This window comes from Megamonas sp., assembly GCF_986095205.1.
Map to the genome: position 1 here is coordinate 109425 of NZ_CFQVBI010000045.1, position 16933 is coordinate 126357.

At 30.9% G+C, this 16933-nt stretch carries 21 protein-coding genes; all 21 read left to right on the forward strand.

Annotated features, from left to right (window positions below; genetic code table 11):
- The first annotated feature begins 2 nt into the window (after nucleotides 1-2).
- The 21 genes from kdsA (at nucleotide 3) to AC5LAX_RS06750 (ending at nucleotide 16913) form a co-directional block, all read left to right on the forward strand.
- Entirely contained in the window at nucleotides 3-833 is an 831-nt protein-coding gene (kdsA, locus tag AC5LAX_RS06650) for a 3-deoxy-8-phosphooctulonate synthase (RefSeq protein WP_022228078.1), read from the forward strand.
- Nucleotides 834-877: 44 nt separating this feature from the next.
- On the forward strand, nucleotides 878-1849 hold the full coding sequence (locus AC5LAX_RS06655; protein WP_008539763.1) for a KpsF/GutQ family sugar-phosphate isomerase: 972 nt from the start codon (nucleotides 878-880) through the stop codon (nucleotides 1847-1849).
- Complete coding sequence (locus tag AC5LAX_RS06660) at nucleotides 1849-2430, forward strand: KdsC family phosphatase (protein ID WP_167625075.1); 582 nt, start codon at nucleotides 1849-1851, stop codon at nucleotides 2428-2430. The genes AC5LAX_RS06655 and AC5LAX_RS06660 overlap by 1 nt, the downstream gene beginning before the upstream one ends.
- A 29-nt stretch (nucleotides 2431-2459) precedes the next feature.
- Nucleotides 2460-3371, forward strand: coding sequence for a lysophospholipid acyltransferase family protein (locus tag AC5LAX_RS06665; protein ID WP_008539767.1), 912 nt, complete (start codon nucleotides 2460-2462; stop codon nucleotides 3369-3371).
- Complete coding sequence (gene lptC / locus AC5LAX_RS06670) at nucleotides 3368-3922, forward strand: LPS export ABC transporter periplasmic protein LptC (RefSeq protein WP_278849940.1); 555 nt, start codon at nucleotides 3368-3370, stop codon at nucleotides 3920-3922. The genes AC5LAX_RS06665 and lptC overlap by 4 nt, the downstream gene beginning before the upstream one ends.
- Nucleotides 3923-4699 (forward strand): LptA/OstA family protein, encoded by a 777-nt coding sequence (locus AC5LAX_RS06675; RefSeq protein WP_008539772.1) that lies wholly within the window; start codon nucleotides 3923-3925, stop codon nucleotides 4697-4699. It abuts the gene before it with no gap.
- Nucleotides 4700-4743: 44 nt separating this feature from the next.
- Nucleotides 4744-5463 carry an LPS export ABC transporter ATP-binding protein gene (gene lptB, locus AC5LAX_RS06680; RefSeq protein ID WP_008539774.1) on the forward strand — a complete coding sequence of 240 codons (720 nt, stop codon included), beginning with the start codon at nucleotides 4744-4746 and terminating at the stop codon, nucleotides 5461-5463.
- Between the two features lie 13 nt (nucleotides 5464-5476).
- Nucleotides 5477-6562, forward strand: a complete 1086-nt coding sequence (locus AC5LAX_RS06685; RefSeq protein ID WP_008539776.1) for an LptF/LptG family permease — start codon at nucleotides 5477-5479, stop codon at nucleotides 6560-6562.
- Nucleotides 6563-6586: 24 nt separating this feature from the next.
- Nucleotides 6587-7816, forward strand: a complete 1230-nt coding sequence (locus AC5LAX_RS06690; RefSeq protein WP_288909449.1) for a DUF3084 domain-containing protein — start codon at nucleotides 6587-6589, stop codon at nucleotides 7814-7816.
- Entirely contained in the window at nucleotides 7809-8210 is a 402-nt protein-coding gene (locus AC5LAX_RS06695) for a RuvC family protein (protein ID WP_288909450.1), read from the forward strand. Before AC5LAX_RS06690 ends, AC5LAX_RS06695 begins: the two co-directional genes overlap by 8 nt.
- A gap of 220 nt (nucleotides 8211-8430) precedes the next feature.
- Nucleotides 8431-9339, forward strand: a complete 909-nt coding sequence (locus AC5LAX_RS06700; RefSeq protein ID WP_288909455.1) for a sugar ABC transporter substrate-binding protein — start codon at nucleotides 8431-8433, stop codon at nucleotides 9337-9339.
- Nucleotides 9339-10628 (forward strand): sensor histidine kinase, encoded by a 1290-nt coding sequence (locus AC5LAX_RS06705; RefSeq protein WP_193525682.1) that lies wholly within the window; start codon nucleotides 9339-9341, stop codon nucleotides 10626-10628. Before AC5LAX_RS06700 ends, AC5LAX_RS06705 begins: the two co-directional genes overlap by 1 nt.
- A 29-nt stretch (nucleotides 10629-10657) precedes the next feature.
- Entirely contained in the window at nucleotides 10658-11368 is a 711-nt protein-coding gene (locus AC5LAX_RS06710) for a response regulator transcription factor (protein WP_224169235.1), read from the forward strand.
- Entirely contained in the window at nucleotides 11361-12650 is a 1290-nt protein-coding gene (locus AC5LAX_RS06715) for an ABC transporter substrate-binding protein (protein ID WP_288909451.1), read from the forward strand. The genes AC5LAX_RS06710 and AC5LAX_RS06715 overlap by 8 nt, the downstream gene beginning before the upstream one ends.
- Before the next feature lie 217 nt (nucleotides 12651-12867).
- On the forward strand, nucleotides 12868-13284 hold the full coding sequence (locus AC5LAX_RS06720) for a PTS sugar transporter subunit IIA (protein WP_115152082.1): 417 nt from the start codon (nucleotides 12868-12870) through the stop codon (nucleotides 13282-13284).
- Nucleotides 13285-13315: 31 nt separating this feature from the next.
- Entirely contained in the window at nucleotides 13316-13807 is a 492-nt protein-coding gene (locus AC5LAX_RS06725; RefSeq protein ID WP_288909452.1) for a PTS sugar transporter subunit IIB, read from the forward strand.
- A 35-nt stretch (nucleotides 13808-13842) separates the two neighbouring features.
- Nucleotides 13843-14697, forward strand: coding sequence for a PTS mannose/fructose/sorbose/N-acetylgalactosamine transporter subunit IIC (locus tag AC5LAX_RS06730; RefSeq protein ID WP_008539786.1), 855 nt, complete (start codon nucleotides 13843-13845; stop codon nucleotides 14695-14697).
- Nucleotides 14698-15534 (forward strand): PTS system mannose/fructose/sorbose family transporter subunit IID, encoded by an 837-nt coding sequence (locus AC5LAX_RS06735; protein WP_008539788.1) that lies wholly within the window; start codon nucleotides 14698-14700, stop codon nucleotides 15532-15534.
- 16 nt (nucleotides 15535-15550) lie between these two features.
- A complete protein-coding gene (locus AC5LAX_RS06740) occupies nucleotides 15551-15820 on the forward strand; it encodes a hypothetical protein (RefSeq protein WP_022228067.1) in 270 nt (89 codons plus the stop codon).
- A 103-nt stretch (nucleotides 15821-15923) separates the two neighbouring features.
- Nucleotides 15924-16730 (forward strand): Cof-type HAD-IIB family hydrolase, encoded by an 807-nt coding sequence (locus tag AC5LAX_RS06745; RefSeq protein ID WP_288909453.1) that lies wholly within the window; start codon nucleotides 15924-15926, stop codon nucleotides 16728-16730.
- Between the two features lie 15 nt (nucleotides 16731-16745).
- The gene (locus tag AC5LAX_RS06750) at nucleotides 16746-16913 is read left to right on the forward strand and encodes a hypothetical protein (RefSeq protein WP_287763488.1); all 168 of its coding nucleotides are present in this window, start codon (nucleotides 16746-16748) and stop codon (nucleotides 16911-16913) included.
- Nucleotides 16914-16933 lie beyond the last annotated feature (20 nt).

Below are 16933 nucleotides of genomic sequence, written 5' to 3' on the forward strand. Positions count from 1 at the left end.
CTATGCATACAGTAAAAATTGGCAATTTTGAAGTTGGTGCGGGAAATCCATTAGTACTTTTAGCAGGTCCATGTGTATTAGAATCATATGAACGCTCTTTATATATTGGTAAAACTATAAAAGAGATAACTTCTCGACTTGGTATTCCTTATGTATTTAAAGCTTCATTCGATAAAGCAAATCGTTCCTCTTATAATGGATATCGTGGACCAGGACTAGAAGAAGGTTTAAAATGGCTTCAAAGTATTAAAGAAGAACTCAATGTTCCAGTAGTTACAGATATTCACAATGAAACACAAGTAGAACCAGTATCTAAAGTAGTAGATGTATTACAGATACCAGCATTTTTAAGCCGTCAAACAGATTTATTATATACAGCTGCAAAATCTGGCTGTGTAGTAAATGTAAAAAAAGGTCAATTCTTGGCTCCAGCAGATATGAAAAATGTAGTGAAAAAATTAGAAGAAGCTGGTTCTGAAAAGATTTTACTCACAGAACGTGGAGCAAGCTTTGGTTATAATAACTTAGTTGTAGATATGCGCTCTTTCCCTATCATGCGTTCTACAGGATATCCAGTTATTTTTGATGCTACACATAGCGTACAATTACCAGGTGGTGCAGGAACAAGTTCTGCTGGCAATCGTGAATATGTAGAATTCTTAGCTCGTGGTGCAGCTGGTGTAGGTGTAGATGGTTTCTTCATGGAAGTTCATGATAATCCAGAAGAAGCACTTTGTGATGGACCTAATATGGTTTACTTAGATAAATTAGAAGATTTATTAAAAGATTTAATCGCAATCAATGAAATAACAAAGAAAAAAATAAACAAATAAAATATTACTGGGATTTTTGAGAGTTAAATTGTGAGGTAATAATCATGATAAAAGAAAAGGCTATAGAAACACTTCAAATAGAAGCTGATGCGGTAAAAAAATTAATTAATCATATTGATGATGAATTTGAAACAATTGTAAATGCTATTTTAGCTTGTAATGGTCGCGTTATTGTAACAGGTATGGGAAAATCTGGCCATGTAGGTAGAAAAATAGCAGCTAGTTTGGCTAGTACAGGAACACCATCATTTTTTATGCATCCAGCAGAAGCTTTCCATGGTGATTTAGGTATGGTTACAGCTAATGATATGGTACTTGCTATTTCTAATAGCGGTGAATCCAATGAAATTGTAAACATCTTACCGATTATTAAACGCATAGGTGCAAAAATTATTGCCATGAGTGGTAGACGTGAATCTACACTTGGCAAAAATGCAGATTATTATATTGATATAAGTGTAGAGCGTGAAGCATGTCCATTAGGTCTTGCACCAACAGCTAGTACAACAGCAACTCTTGCTATGGGCGATGCATTAGCTATAGCACTTTTATCTTCACGTAATTTCACTGCTCAAGATTTTGCAGTATTCCATCCAGGTGGAGCACTTGGCAGAAGATTACTTTTAACTGTAGAAAATGTTATGCATTCAGGAGAAGATAATCCTGTTATTTCTGTGCATAAAACAGCAAAAGAAGCATTGTTCTTAATGACTGCAAAAGGATTAGGTGCAACTTCTGTTGTTGATGAAAATGGCAAATTCATTGGACTTGTAACAGATGGTGATATTCGCCGTATGCTTGCTCGTGGAGCAGAATTTTTAGATGAGCCAGTAGAAGATTTAATGACTAAAAATCCAGTAATAATCACAAAAGATAAAATGGCTGCTGAAGCACTCAGTATGATGGAAAAACATCAACCAAAACCAATTACAGTGCTTCCAGTAATTGATGTAGAGAAAAATGAACCAGTAGGTATAGTTCATCTTACTGATTTACTTCGTCAGGGAGTGGTTTAATGCAATATACACAAGATGCATTAGCACGAGCCAAAAATGTAAAAATGCTCATTTTAGATGTTGATGGAGTATTGACAGATGGCTCTATAGCCGTTGGCGATAATGGTGAATTATTTAAAACTTTTAATGTAAGGGATGGGCTAGGGATTACTCTAGCCCAAAAATTAGGGATAAAAACAGCTATTATCACAGGTAGAGAATCTAAGATGCTCGCTTATCGTGCTAGGGAATTAAAAATAAATGCTTTTTATCAAAATAAAAAAAATAAAGTTCCAGCTTATAAGGAATTATTGGCTGAATATCAATTAAAAGATGAAGAAGTAGCTTATATTGGCGATGATTTATTTGATTTAGCTGTAATGAAAAGAGTTGGATTTCCAGCAACTGTAGCTGATGCTACCGAAGAAGCAAAATCTGTATCTATTTTAATAAGTGATTTTGATGGTGGAAAAGGCGCAGTTCGTCAAATTATAGAATTTATTTTGAAAGCACAAGAAAAATGGCAAGCTGTTATTGATAGTTATTTAAATATAGAAGATGAAACAGATGCTAAAGAAGTAGAAAAAAATATTTCACAATAAAAGTTTATTTAGACATTAGAGGAATTAGAATGAAATATAAATTATTAAAATATTTTAGTGCTTTTTTATGTTGTTTATCACATAAAAATTTGCTTAGATTAGGGCATATACTAGGTATATTATATTTTCATTTAATAGCTAAAGAACGTAATCGTGCAGTTGATAGAATGATGAAATCCTTTAAAATAGATGAGGAAAAGGCAAAGAAAATTGTCAAAGATTCATTTATCAATTTAAGTCAAAATGTCTTGGAAATTTTATATATGCCAAGATTGAAAAAAGATGATTTTAAATATATAAAATTTGAAGGCTTAGACATTTTAAAACGTGAATATGCAAAAAATAGAGGTGTTGTAATTTTAACAGCACATATGGGTACATGGGAATGGCTTGCTGCTGGTCTTGTTAAAGCAGGTTTTTCTGTTACAGCACTTGCCAAAACACAGCCAGACTCTCAGTATACAAAGTTATTAGATGAATATCGTGCTCAAGTAGGGGTAGAAATATTTGCACGTGGTGCAGCTTCAGAGCTTTTGGCAGCTTCAAGAGCTTTGAAAAAAGGTCGTATTTTAGGCTTTTTAGCAGACCAAGATGCAGGTCCAGGTGGAGCGTTTATTGAATTTTTAGGTGAAGTATGCTCAACACCAATGGGTCCTGCTGTATTTGCTCGTAAATTTATGTCACCAGTTGTGCCAGCATTTATCATTCGTCAAAGTGATGGTACACATAAAATAGAAATTTATGAACCAATAGTATATAATGATACTGGAGATACAAATGCTGATTTGTATGATTTCACAGAGCGTATGACAAAAGTTATTGAAGAGCAAATCATAGCACATCCTACGCAGTGGATATGGTTCCAAAAACGTTGGAATACACGTCCTGAACAGCAGAAAGTAAAACATCATACCGTAAAAACTAAGGTGGTCAATAAATGACTAAAAAGGTAAATAAAAAAAATGCCATAGTTGTAGTTCTTGTCTTGTTGATGGTTAGTTTGATTTATTGGGCTTATGCTAGTAGACCAAAAGTTGAAGAAACACAAAATACACAGACAAATAAAGTTATGGTATATCACAATAATACTTTGAAAGAAGAAGTAAATGGTAAATTGATTTGGCAATGTTATGCAGAAACAATGACAGTAGACCAAGATTCACAGATGTTTACCATGGAAAAAGTAAAAGGTACTTTTTATCGTGAAGATGGAACAAGCATAGAAATAAATGCTCCTAAAGCGACATATGACCAGAAAAATAAAAATATTGAATTGGTTGATGGAATAGAAGCTAAATCAAGTGATGAATTGAAATTTAAAACAGATAAAGTCACTTGGAATGGTGAGCAAGGTATATTGACTTGTGAAGGAAATGTTGATATCAATAAGCCAGGTATGAGGGCAACAGCAGATAAGGCTGAAAGTAAAGATGCATTTACTAATTTCAAATTAATGGGTAATGCACATATTATAAAAGGAGATAATCAATAAATGAAAAAATATAGTAAGCTAAAAACAGCACTTGCTGTAGCTATTATGAGTTTTTCAATGATAAATACAGTTATTGCAGCAGATGCTCCTATTGAATTAAAAGGCGATGTAATAGAATATAATGCGCAGACAGATATGGCAATAGCTACAGGTGGCGTAACTATTATTCGTGATGGTGGCGTATTAACTGGCGGTCAAGCAACATATAATTTTAAAACACAGGAAGCCTCTATTACAGGTGGTGTAACTGCAAATAAAGATGATATGAACTTAAAGGCAGAAAGCTTGATTTCTAATGCTAATAAAGAAGTTGTAGCTAAAGGTTCTGTAGTATTGGTAAAAGCTGATAATACATTAACTGGAGAAGAAATACATTATAATCAAGCAACAAGTGATATATCTATGCCTTTAGGCGGAAATGCAACTGGACCACAAGCTGATATTCGCGGTGATGTATTATCAGGAAATTTGATGACAAATCAATATACAGCTACAGGTAATGTATATTTAAATAGCAAAACTAATGATGTACAATCCACAAGCGATACAGCAACTTATAGTGGCAATGGTCAAGATTTTAATTTTGTAGCTACAGGAAATGTAAATATTAAAAGTCCATCAAGAAATATTGTAACTAATAGTGATAATGCTACTTACAACAGTACAGAAAATGGTAAATTAGTACTTACAGGAAATGCAGTAGCTACTCAAAATGGTAATATTGTTAGAGGAAATACATTAACTGTTTATTTAGGAGACAATGTGAATATTAAATAAAATAGTTGATGGTTAGATGATAAAGATAGAAATGAGTGACACGTTTGCATATTGAAGTAAAAAATCTTATTAAAGAGTATAAAGGAACGCCTGCAGTAAGAGATGTTTCTTTGCATGTAAAGAAAGGTGAAATTGTAGGTTTATTAGGTCCAAATGGTGCAGGAAAGACTACAACTTTTTATATGATTGTAGGAATAGAAAAGCCAACATCAGGAAAAGTATTTATTTCTGATATTGATATTACTAGATTGCCTATCAATGAACGTGCAGATCTAGGTATAAGTTATTTAGCACAGGAAGCATCTATTTTTCGTAAATTGACAGTAGAGGATAATTTGCGAGCAATTTTACAAACTAGAAATTTATCCAAAAAAGAACAAGATAAAAAGATTGATGACCTTTTAGAAGAATTTAATATCACTCATATAAGAACTCGTTTAGGTATGCAACTTTCTGGTGGGGAACGTAGACGTGTAGAAATCGCAAGAGGTCTAGCACTAGAACCTCATTTCATTTTATTAGATGAACCCTTTGCAGGAATTGACCCTTTAGCAGTAGCTGATATTCAGGGAATTATCAGTTATTTAAAAGAACGTGGCATGGGAATTTTAATCACTGACCATAATGTAAGAGAAACTTTGCAAATTGTAGATAGAGCTTATATTATGAACAGTGGACAAATTCTTTTAGAAGGCGATAGCGATACAATTGCTAATAGTGAACTCGCTCGTAAGTTCTATTTAGGTGAAGACTTTAAATTATAGGAGAAGATGATAGATGCGTATTTTAGATAAATATATATTAAAAGAAACAATCATGACCTTTATCTTTGGCATCTGTGCATTTTCAGCTGTATTTTTAGGGTCAGGAACATTATTGAGAATTGCTCAATATATAACACAATATGGTGCATCTTTTTCAGCTATAGTGCGTTTAATCATCTATAGTTTACCAGGCATTATAGTGTGGACATTCCCAATGTCTATGTTGCTTGCAGCATTATTGACATTTGGTAGATTATCAGGCAATAGTGAAATTATTGCTATGAAGGCATGTGGTGTTAGTTTTAAACGATTAGTAACACCAGTTATAGCTTTTTCTCTTGGTGTTAGTATTTTTTCCATTGGCTTTAATGAATATGTAGTACCTGCATCTAACCAAGCTTATGCTGATTTAGTGCGATATGAAATTCAAGGAAATACATCTCCAGAATCTCAAGAGCATATAATTATCAAACAAATTCAAGATGGTAATATCCAAAGATTAGTATATGCTCGTAAATATGATGCTGAAACAGGAAATTTAGATAATTTATCTATACAGGAATTTGAACAAGGCAAAATGGTGCGTGTAGAAAACGCAGAATATGCTAAATGGAGTGTTGATGAATGGGTAATGTATAATGGTGTATTATATGATTTATCTCAACCAAACACAGAACGTATGATGAAATTTGACTCACAAGTTTTGCCAATAAATCAAACTCCTAAACAGATTATTAAAAGTCAGAAAAAACCTGATGAAATGACAATTAAAGAACTTCGTGAACAGATTAATATAATGAAATCTCAATATGTAGATACTAAAAAATTAGAGATAGAATTATATCAACGTTTTACAGTGCCAATGGCTAGCTTGATGTTTGCTTTAATTGGGGCACCACTTGGCATTCAGCCAAATCGTAGTTCTTCTTCTATCGGTTTTGGTATAAGTATTATAATTATTTTCATTTACTATACTTTGATGACTTTAGCTGGTGCAATTGGACAAAATTCCTTTATTCCGCCAGTTATAGCTGTTTGGATACCTAATATTGTAACTTTGATAGCAGGTATTTATTTAATTCGTAAAGAATCAAAATAAAATAATAAGTAGGTGGTATGAACCGTGTATGGCATTATGCTGATTGTCGTATTAGTTTTAACCGGTGGCGTAATCGCTTTCATTGGCGACCGCCTAGGCAGTAAAGTTGGCAAGAAAAAATTATCATTATTTGGTTTAAGACCAAGACATACATCTATTTTGGTAACAATTATCACAGGTATATTGATTACAACTGTTACCTTTGGTATATTGGCGATTGCTTCTAAAGATGTGCGTACTGCTCTTTTTGGTATGGATAAATTAAAGGCAGAATTGAATGATAAACAATATGCCCTTGAAGAAGCTTCAAATGATTTAGCTAGTGTAACATTTGATTTAAATACAACAAAAGAAGAATATGCTAAATCTAAAAAGGATTTAGAAGAAACTCAAGAGGACTTAGAAATTGCCCAGCAAGCGGCTGAACTTCTAAGACAAGAACAAGTTGCTCTGCAAAATAGAAATCAAGAATTATGGTCAGATAACCAAACTTTGATAGAAAATAATCAAAGCTTAGCTCAAAATAATCAATTTTTATTAGCTAATAATGAAAGTTTGAAAGCTGATAATTTAGAATTGGAAAAAACGAATAATGACTTGCAAGAAGGTATAGAAAATATTCGTGAACGACCAATAATTTATCGTGTAGGCGAATTGTTGGCTAGCGGTGTAATTAAAAAGACTGATGACCCAGTAAAAATTCAAAATGATTTAAATCAAATCATAGCATTAGCTAATAGTAAAATAATTGATAGATTGGGAACAGAAGGCTCTAAAGATGGCGTTTGGATTTATCCTATCGAATATCAAAAAGCGATGGATAGATTAAAGCAAGCTAAAGGAGATACAGTTATTCGCCTTATTGTAGCTGCTAATTTAGTAAAAGGTGATCCTGTATTGACTGAATTAGAGATGCATCCTAATCGTGTAGTTTATCAAGAAAATGAATTTGTATATCAAAAGATATACAATGTTCCTATTGATGGTAGTAATAGTGAAATGTTGATAAGCGATTTTCTACGTAATGTGAATATGACAGCTATAAATAATGGTATTTTGCCAAATCCTTTGACTGGTACAGTTGGTGTGATAAACGGCAATCAGATATATGCCATTGAAAAAGCTTTAGCTGAAAATAGAGGTAAAGATGTTTTAATTAGTGCCTTTGCAGCTGCTGATACAGAAGTTTTAGGACCATTGCGTTTGCATATCTATTTAAAAAATGAAACAGAGCAAGAGATTAATCATGAATGATGAAATTTTAGCTATTGATCCAGGTAGAGAAAAAACAGGCATAGCTATTTTAAAGAATAGTGATGTTTTAGAGCATAAAATAATTAATTCAGAAGAATTAGTGCAAATAATAAAGTCTTTACTGGAGAAATACATTATTAAGACGATCGTCATGGGAAATGGTACGAGCAGTAAGAAAAAATATGATTTATTAAAACGAGAATTTATAGATAAAGATATAGTTTTAATAAATGAATATCGAACAACAGATGAAGCCAGAAAATTATATTTTCAGGAAAATCCACCTAAAGGCTGGAAAAAATTAATTCCTTTAGGTATGCAAGTACCACCAGTGCCTGTTGATGATTATGCTGCTATTGTTATCGGTAGGAAATATTTAAAGGATAATAAATAATTTTAGATTTTGAGACTGTATTTTAGAAATTAGATGAAATTATTTAGTCTAGTTTTTAAAATACAGTTTTTTTATAAAGTGATTGTATATGTATGTATAAACATAAATACAAATATGACTTTTGTCACTTATTTTTATGCCTGGCTTAATGCTATAATGATAGAAGGTGATATAGATGAAGCGTTTTTATAAGAATATGACATATATAATAATTTTTTTTATGCTATTAATAATTTTTACAGTTACATACAATATATACACAACGCCTATTGCTAAACATAAAGTTTTTGGCGTTAGCTATATGACAATGAATAATCCGTTTTATAAAATAATCAATAATGAAATTTTAAAAGTAGTAGAGAAAAATAATGATGCCTTGATTACTTTAGATCCAGAATTAGATGTAGATAAGCAAAATGAGCAGATATATAAATTTATAGACCAAAAAGTAGACGGAATTTTTATAAATCCTATTGATTTTGAACAAATAGAGCCAGCTTTGCAGGCTGCAAAAAGGGCAGATATTCCCGTAATTATTATAGATGCTCCAGTTAGTGATGAAAGTTTAGTGAATTGTACGATTGTTTCGGATAATTATGATGCTGGTGTTCAATGTGCAAAAGATATGATGGAAAGATTAGATAGTGCAAATATTGTTCTATTGAAACACACAACAGCAAAATCAGCAAAAGAGCGAATTGAAGGTTTTTTGAGTGTAATTGATAATAATGAAAAATATAAAGTTATAAACGAAGCTGAATGTGATGGGCAATTGGAGATTGCTATGCCTAAAATGCAAGAAATTATTGAAGAAACACCTGATATAGATGTGGTAATGGCGTTAAATGACCCAAGTGCTTTAGGTGCATTGGCTGCCTTAGAAAAAAATAATAAAAATGATGTAATGGTATATGGAATAGATGGTACGCCAGAGATAAAAGCTTTGATTGGCAGAAATCAAATGATAGTCGGCACGGTAGCTCAATCGCCTATCAAAATGGGGCAAATAGCTGTAGAAAATATGTATAATATTTTAAATGGCAAAAAAATAGAAAAAAATATAATAATACCTATTTCGCTAATAAACAAAGAAAATTTATTTAAATATGATGAAGATAGGTGGCAATAATGAATAGAACATATGGATTATTTTTCTTTATTGTTAAAAATACGATGTTTATTTTAAACGTAATAATTGTTTTATTTTATGTAGCGGTTATTGCAATTACAACAAAATATATCATTGGAAATGATTTGGCGAGAAGTTTTCTTGATAAAGTAATGTATATGCCTACGGCTCCAGTATATATTATTAGTGGGTCTGTTGGTTTATTACTTTGTTTAGCTTATTGCGTTTATTATCGAGAGTTTAATAATATAAGAAATAAAACAATAAATTACTTATATAGTTTGTTAGAAGTAGTAATTTCAGTAATACTTATTTTTTTAATATATTTATCATATAATGGAATAATTTTATTTGTTTTTTGTGATTGTATGTATCATTTGAAAAAAGGCTTGAAGTATCAGGTCTTATTAGTTGCATTAGGTCTTATATATTTATTGGCAAATTATGAAATAGTTACATATTTTTATCCTTTAGTTAATATAGAAGAATATTTCCTAGTCTATGATGCTAGCATAAGAAATTGTTTAATAATCATAAAGAGATTATTAGAAGGCTTTAATATAATATTGTTTATAATTTTTATGATTATTTATATCTTGAAGCAGATACAAGAAAATGAGTATATCAGTAAAAAATTATCCATGGTGGCAATGATAAATAAAAAAATGCAAAAATATGTTATTGTTACAGAAAAATTTGGTGAAAAAAATGAACGCAAGCGTTTGGCTAGAGAACTTCACGATACGATAGGACATGCTTTGGCAGGAATGGCTGTGGGCGTTGATGCTTGTATTACCATGATTGATAAAAATCCGCAATTGGCAAAAGCACAATTAAAGATAATCTCTAAAGCTATACGTAAAGGAATGAAAGATGTTAGAAATTCACTAAATAAGATGCGACCGGATTTTTTACAGCAGTATAGATTAAAAGAAGCTATCGAAAAAATGAAAGAAGAGATATCTGATGTAACAGATTTGAAGATAAATTTAAATTATCAGATTGATGAAATTGGTTTTGATACTAAGATAGAAGATATCTTATTTAGAGTTATTCAAGAAAGTATAACAAATAGTATACGACATGGATTGGCTACAGTTGTGGATATTGATATCTACAAAGAAAATAATTTATTATGTTTAAAAATCAAGGATAATGGTAAAGGTTGTAAGGCTATAAACTATGGTTTTGGTCTAAAACAAATGGTAGAGAGAGTTTCTCAGATAAGAGGAGATATAAATTTTTATAGTGAAAATGGTTTTACAACTGAGATAAAAATACCTTTATAGAGTAAAAATTTTATAAAGAAGGAGAGTTATTGGAAGAGATAGTTCCAATAACAATTGCGAAAATGATAAAAGTATTAATAGCAGATGACCAAGAATTGATAAGAGAGTCGTTAAAGATAATTTTAGGTGCACATGATAATATTGAAATTGTTGGTGTTGTGGGCAATGGATATGAAGTATTAGAAACGCTGAAAAAGCATAAAGTGGATATCATTTTAATGGATATAAGAATGCCTAAAATGGACGGTGTATATTGTACTAAGGTCGTAAAAGAACAGTATCCAGAGATAAAAATAGTGATATTGACAACTTTTGATGATGATGAATATATATTTAGTGCTTTAAAATATGGTGCAAGTGGTTATTTATTAAAAGATGTAGGTATGGAAGAATTATATGAAGATATTATGGTTATCTATAATGGCGGAGCTTTGATTAATCCAGATATAGCTACAAAAGTAGTAAGTATGTTTTCTAATATGTCGAGAAATAGAAATTTAATTATTAATGTTGAGGAAAATTGTCTAGATGAATTATCTAAAAATGAGTGGAAGATAGTTCAAAATATAGGATTGGGTTTATCAAATAAAGAAATTGCTAAGAAAATGTTTTTATCTGAAGGTACAGTCAGAAATTATTTAAGTTCCATTTTATCTAAATTAAATTTGCGAGACCGTACGCAATTGGCTATTTGGGCTGTACAGACAGGTCAAATTGCAAAGGATTTTGACAATGATTAAGAAAGTTATAATAAGTTTTATAGCTATAGTATTTACTTATGTAGCTGTAACAAATTTATATACGAATAAGGTAGTAATACATTTAGGTATATTTGTAGGAAATTGGGAAGTACCAAATGGAAATGATTATAAAATTATAGATGATGCTATAGCTCGTTTTGAAAAATTACATCCTAATGTGGAAATTGAATATGAAAGTGGTATTTTAAAATCAGATTATTCGTTGTGGTTAGCCAATAAAATTGTAAATGGTGAAGAACCTGATGTATTTATGATTGTAGATGAAGATTTTAATACGCTTAGTTCTTTAGGAGTTTTAAAGGATTTAACAGAAGAAATAGAAAATGATAAGACCTTTAATAAAGATGATTATTATGAGAGTACTTTAAAAGCTGGTCAATATGAGCATAAACAATATGCTTTGCCATATGAAAGTAATCCTATGTTGATGTTTGTAAATAAGACTTTATTAGAAAAAGAAAATATACCCATACCAGAAAATGATTGGACTTTAGATGACTTTTATAATATTTGTCAACAAGTTACAAAAGATACTAATGGTGATGGTGCTATCGACCAGTATGGTTGTTATAATTTTAGCTGGTTAAATTCTATGTATAGTCATGGTATAAGATTATTCGATGAAGATGGAAAAGAATGTTTTATCGATCAAGATGAAGCGAAAGAAGCAGTTATTTTCGTAGAAAAATTAAATAAATTAAATCAAGAACATATCATTACTAAAGAGGAATTCAATACAGGAAAAGTAGCTTTTGCTCCTATGTCTTTTGCCCAATATCGTACATATAAACCATATCCTTGGAGGGTAAAAAAATTCTCTGACTTTGAGTGGGACTGTATAAAGATGCCATTAGTTGCTTCAAATGATAGAGGTAGTGAAATTTCTTCATTATTGATGGGAATATCTTCGAGAAGTAAAAATGCTGATATAGCTTGGGAATTTTTGAAAATGCTCACTTATGAAAAAGAAACACAAAAGGATTTATATAAGTATTCACAAGGGATTTCTTCTTTAAAATCAATCAATAAATCTGAAGATATTGTATGCCTTTTAGGTAAGGATAATAAAGAAAATCAGATAAATGTAAATCTTTTAGATGAAGTTATGAATAAAACTTTAGAACATAGTAGATTTAAAAAATATAATCAAGCTTTGAATTTAATTGATATAAAAATCAATGATATGATAAGAAATAAAAGCGATATTGATATAGGTTTGTTGGAATTACAAAAGGATATAAATAAGTATTTAAATGAATAATGAGAAATAGTGTTATACTGTTTTGGGTAATAATAGTAGCTTAAAATTCTATTTTTAGGCTACTATTTTTTATTGCTTATAATGAATGAAATAAAATTGTGACAAATGTAATGCTCATTTAGTGATTGTAGACATATGATTATTTTCGTCAATATTGATAGAATAGTTGATGTAAAGAGAATTATTAGAAAATATAAAAAATGAAGGAGCAACTACTATGAAGTATGTAATATTAGTTAGCCATGGAAAATTTGCAAATGGCTTAAATGATGCTTTATCTATGTTGGCAGGAAATAGAGAAGATATCTTATCTGTTGGTCTTGAAAATGGGAAAAGCGTAGATGAATTTGCAGCATTATTCACTGAAAAAGTAAAAGATATTTCAACTGATGATGAAGTTATTTTACTAGGTGATATAATCGGTGGCTCACCACTTACAAATGCCACAAATGTTTTAGTTAATAAAGGAATAAAAACAGTTATTTTAGGCGGAATGAATTTACCATTAGCTTTGACAACTGTTTTGATGAAAGACACTGTTTCTTTAGATGAAATAGCAGACCAAGTTTTAGAACAGGCTCGTATGGCTATGCAAGAATTTAAAATAGTAGAAGAGTCTGAAGATGATATTTAATTTTAGGTAATTATTTTAGGAGGTTTTTATAATGTCAGTTTCATTTATTCGTATTGATGACCGTATGATTCATGGTCAAACTTGTACTCGTTGGGCTAGAGAATATCCTTGTGATGGATTAATCGCTGTAAATGATAAAGCAGCAAAATCCGATGTATTAAAAGCAGCTTATAAAGCAGCTAGTGGTAAAAAAACTTTTGTTTGGACTGTAGAAGATTTCAAAAAGAAAGCTCAAAAAGTTTTAGATAGCGATACACGTTATTTCTTAATGACTAAAGACCCTATTGATATGAGAAAAATTTTAGTTGAACAAGGTTTTAAATGTGGTATTACAAAAGTAATCGTAGGTCCATGTAATGACCGTGAAGGTTCAACAACACTTGGAAATAATCAGTCTATTACTCAAGAAGAAGCACAAGCTTTAGAAGATATCAGTAAAGCTGGTTATAGCATAGAATTTTCTTTATTACCAGATGTTTCTATTGGTAATTGGGATAAATTCAAAGGTAAATTTGGTTTTTAATTAGATTGTATATAAGATGAATTGGAGGGAGTTTCATGGAAATAAGTTGGCTCCAAGCCATTATATTAGGTATATTTGCTTGTTTAGCTAGTATGCCTGGTATGGGTGGTACTGTAATTGGTAACTATACATTAGGTCGTCCACTCGTTGGGGGCTTAGTTTGTGGTATTGTTTTAGGTGATATTCAAAGCGGTATTTTAATTGGTACTGCAATGCAGGTTGTATACATAGCACTTGTTACTCCAGGTGGTACAGTTTCTGCTGATGTTCGTGCTGTAAGTTATATTGGTATTCCTCTTGCAATGATAGCTGTTAAATCTTTAGGTCTTGATCCAGCAAGTCCAGCAGGTATTGGTTTGGCTACTTCATTTGGTTCCATGGTAGGTACACTTGGTACAGTTTTATTCTATGGTACTGCTACTATAAACCTTGCATGGCAACATATTGGTTGGAAAGCTGTTGAAGAAGGTAATTTCCATAAATTATATTTCGTAGATATGGGTCTTCCTTGGATTTCTCATATTATATGTTCTTTCATTCCAACTGTAGTTATGTGTTTATATGGTCAAGATGCTGTAGAAGCTATTAAAACTTATTTACCAATGGATGGTATTGCAATGCAGACATTATTCACAGTAGGTGCATTACTTCCATCAGTTGGGGTTGCTATCTTATTAAAACAAGTTGTTAATGATGTTATGGATTTCATTCCGTTTTTCTTAGGTTTTGCTTTAGCTGCAGGTTTAGGATTAAACTTAATAGGTGCTGCTATCGTTGGCGGTATGTTTGCAATTATCAATTATAAAATTCAAATGCTTCGCATAGAAGCTAAAAAAGCGGCAGCTAGTGGTGCAACAAGCTATGATGATGACGATGAGGAGGATATTTAAATGGAAAAGAAAATTTCTAAGAAAACACTAAATAAATCTTTTAGAAATTGGTACTATGGACATTTAACATGTTTCTCCCAAGAACATATGCAGACTTTTGGTTATTTATGTGCTATGTTGCCAATTATCGAAGAATTATATAAAACAAAAGAAGAACAGAAAAAGGCAATGCAGACATATACAGCATTCTTTAATACAGAACCACAGGTTGGTAGTGTAGTTGTAGGTATTACTGCAAGTTTGGAAGAAGCAAAAGCTAATGGCGCAGATGATATCAATGCAGAAACAATTAATGGTCTTCGTGCAGGTCTTATGGGACCACTCGCTGGTATCGGTGACTCCTTAGTAGTAGGTACATTAATTCCAATTTTATTAGGTATTGCAATGGGTTTATCTACTGGCGGTTCACCAATCGGGGCGATCTTCTATATAATCGTTTGGAACTTACTTATTACTTGGGGTATGAGATTTTTATACTTCAAAGGTTATGAACTCGGTGGTAAAGCAATTGATTTCTTAGTTGGTGAAAGAGCTACAGCTATTCGTGAATCTATCGTAATGTTAGGTACTATCGTAATTGGTGCTGTTGCTGGTACTTGGATTAATATTAGAACAGGCTTCACTATGACTGCCGAAGGTGCAGATAAACCATTTTTAGTACTCCAAGATACATTAAATGGCGTATTCCCTAATATTTTATCAGCAGTATTTGTTATCTTCTGTTGGTATTTATTGACTAAGAGAAATATGTCACCAATTTATGTTATGCTTTTATTAGTAGTTATTGCTTTTGTTGGTGTATTAGTTGGTTTCTTCGATACAGGATTAACTTATTGATGAAAGGTGATTTTTTATGCAGAGCAAAATGAAACAAGCTTATATTGGAGAAATACAATATCAAACTAAGATGTTGAATAATTTAAAAGTTTGGCTTAGAAATATGATAATGCTTTCTTCTATATCATTAATATTGATTTTATTTGGAGATGAGATGTATTCTTTCTTATCAACTGTAGGTATAGTATTAATGGTTTTAAGTGTAATAGCTTGTTTGATATTGAGCTTAGGCATAAAAAATGGACAAGATAATATTAATAAATTGATTAACTATATAGAGAAATAACAGCAATAAAAGGCTATGATGAATATAATTTTCCCCCATCTAAATATTATTCATCATAGCCTTTTTAGAGTTTAAAATGATTTTATTTTAAGTGGGTGATAATATGGAATGGAAAATAGTCTTTTCTGATATTGATGGAACAGTGTTAAATTCTAAACATGAATTATTAACTAGTACAATTGAAGCTGTACAAAAATTAGCTTTAAAAAATATACCATTTGTATTGGTATCAGCACGTATGCCTAAAGCTATGAAATTAATTCTTGATGAAATGAATGTAAAAATGCCAATGATTAGTTATGGTGGGGCTTTAGTTGTAGATGAGCAAAATCAAATTTTACATGATGATAAAATTAATAAATTAGATACGAAAGCTATTATTGATGAAATGGAACTATTATGGTCTGATGATGTAGTAATAAATTATTATAGTGATGATAATTGGTTTGTAAAAGATGAAGATAATAAAGCTGTAAAAAGAGAAGAAAATATCACTAATGTAAAAGCCAGTCAAGCTGATTTTAAAGAATTGATAAATAAAGATATATTGCCTAATAAAATATTATGTATGACAAAAGCAAATATTAGCTCAAAAATAGAAGCTGTTTTGCAAGAGAAGTTTCCACAATTAAATATAGTGCGTTCAAGTGATATTTTAATTGAAATTATGAATAAAGATGTAAGTAAAGCAAATGGTATCGAAGTATTATTGCATCATTTAAATATAACACCTGAACAAGCTATTGCCTTTGGAGATAATTATAATGATTTAGATATGTTGAAATTGGTAGGAAGAGGAGTAGTTATGCAAAATGCTCCAGAAGAAATCAAAAAACAAATGAAATATATAACAAAATCTAATAATGAAGATGGCATCTATGAATATCTGCAAAAACTTGATTTAGTATAAGAGGAGATGAAAAAGATGTTATGGGAAAATAGACAATCTAATTATGATAAATATCCTAAAATAAAGATAAAAGAAATAGATGAATTATCTAGTGAAGCTTATGAAGGTTATGCAGATATTTTGACATACTCCCCATGCCTAAATGCAGGGGATTCTTGGATACAAACGATACTTGCCTACTAAAATAGCAGGTCTTACTATAT

Coding starts and splice junctions, on each gene's coding strand:
- kdsA (WP_022228078.1), top strand. CDS start 3: ATGCATACAGTAAAAATTGGCAATTTTGAAGTTGGTGCGGGAAATCCA.
- AC5LAX_RS06655 (WP_008539763.1), top strand. CDS start 878: ATGATAAAAGAAAAGGCTATAGAAACACTTCAAATAGAAGCTGATGCG.
- AC5LAX_RS06660 (WP_167625075.1), top strand. CDS start 1,849: ATGCAATATACACAAGATGCATTAGCACGAGCCAAAAATGTAAAAATG.
- AC5LAX_RS06665 (WP_008539767.1), top strand. CDS start 2,460: ATGAAATATAAATTATTAAAATATTTTAGTGCTTTTTTATGTTGTTTA.
- lptC (WP_278849940.1), top strand. CDS start 3,368: ATGACTAAAAAGGTAAATAAAAAAAATGCCATAGTTGTAGTTCTTGTC.
- AC5LAX_RS06675 (WP_008539772.1), top strand. CDS start 3,923: ATGAAAAAATATAGTAAGCTAAAAACAGCACTTGCTGTAGCTATTATG.
- AC5LAX_RS06685 (WP_008539776.1), top strand. CDS start 5,477: ATGCGTATTTTAGATAAATATATATTAAAAGAAACAATCATGACCTTT.
- AC5LAX_RS06695 (WP_288909450.1), top strand. CDS start 7,809: ATGAATGATGAAATTTTAGCTATTGATCCAGGTAGAGAAAAAACAGGC.
- AC5LAX_RS06700 (WP_288909455.1), top strand. CDS start 8,431: ATGCTATTAATAATTTTTACAGTTACATACAATATATACACAACGCCT.
- AC5LAX_RS06705 (WP_193525682.1), top strand. CDS start 9,339: ATGAATAGAACATATGGATTATTTTTCTTTATTGTTAAAAATACGATG.
- AC5LAX_RS06715 (WP_288909451.1), top strand. CDS start 11,361: ATGATTAAGAAAGTTATAATAAGTTTTATAGCTATAGTATTTACTTAT.
- AC5LAX_RS06720 (WP_115152082.1), top strand. CDS start 12,868: ATGAAGTATGTAATATTAGTTAGCCATGGAAAATTTGCAAATGGCTTA.
- AC5LAX_RS06725 (WP_288909452.1), top strand. CDS start 13,316: ATGTCAGTTTCATTTATTCGTATTGATGACCGTATGATTCATGGTCAA.
- AC5LAX_RS06730 (WP_008539786.1), top strand. CDS start 13,843: ATGGAAATAAGTTGGCTCCAAGCCATTATATTAGGTATATTTGCTTGT.
- AC5LAX_RS06735 (WP_008539788.1), top strand. CDS start 14,698: ATGGAAAAGAAAATTTCTAAGAAAACACTAAATAAATCTTTTAGAAAT.
- AC5LAX_RS06740 (WP_022228067.1), top strand. CDS start 15,551: ATGCAGAGCAAAATGAAACAAGCTTATATTGGAGAAATACAATATCAA.
- AC5LAX_RS06745 (WP_288909453.1), top strand. CDS start 15,924: ATGGAATGGAAAATAGTCTTTTCTGATATTGATGGAACAGTGTTAAAT.
- AC5LAX_RS06750 (WP_287763488.1), top strand. CDS start 16,746: ATGTTATGGGAAAATAGACAATCTAATTATGATAAATATCCTAAAATA.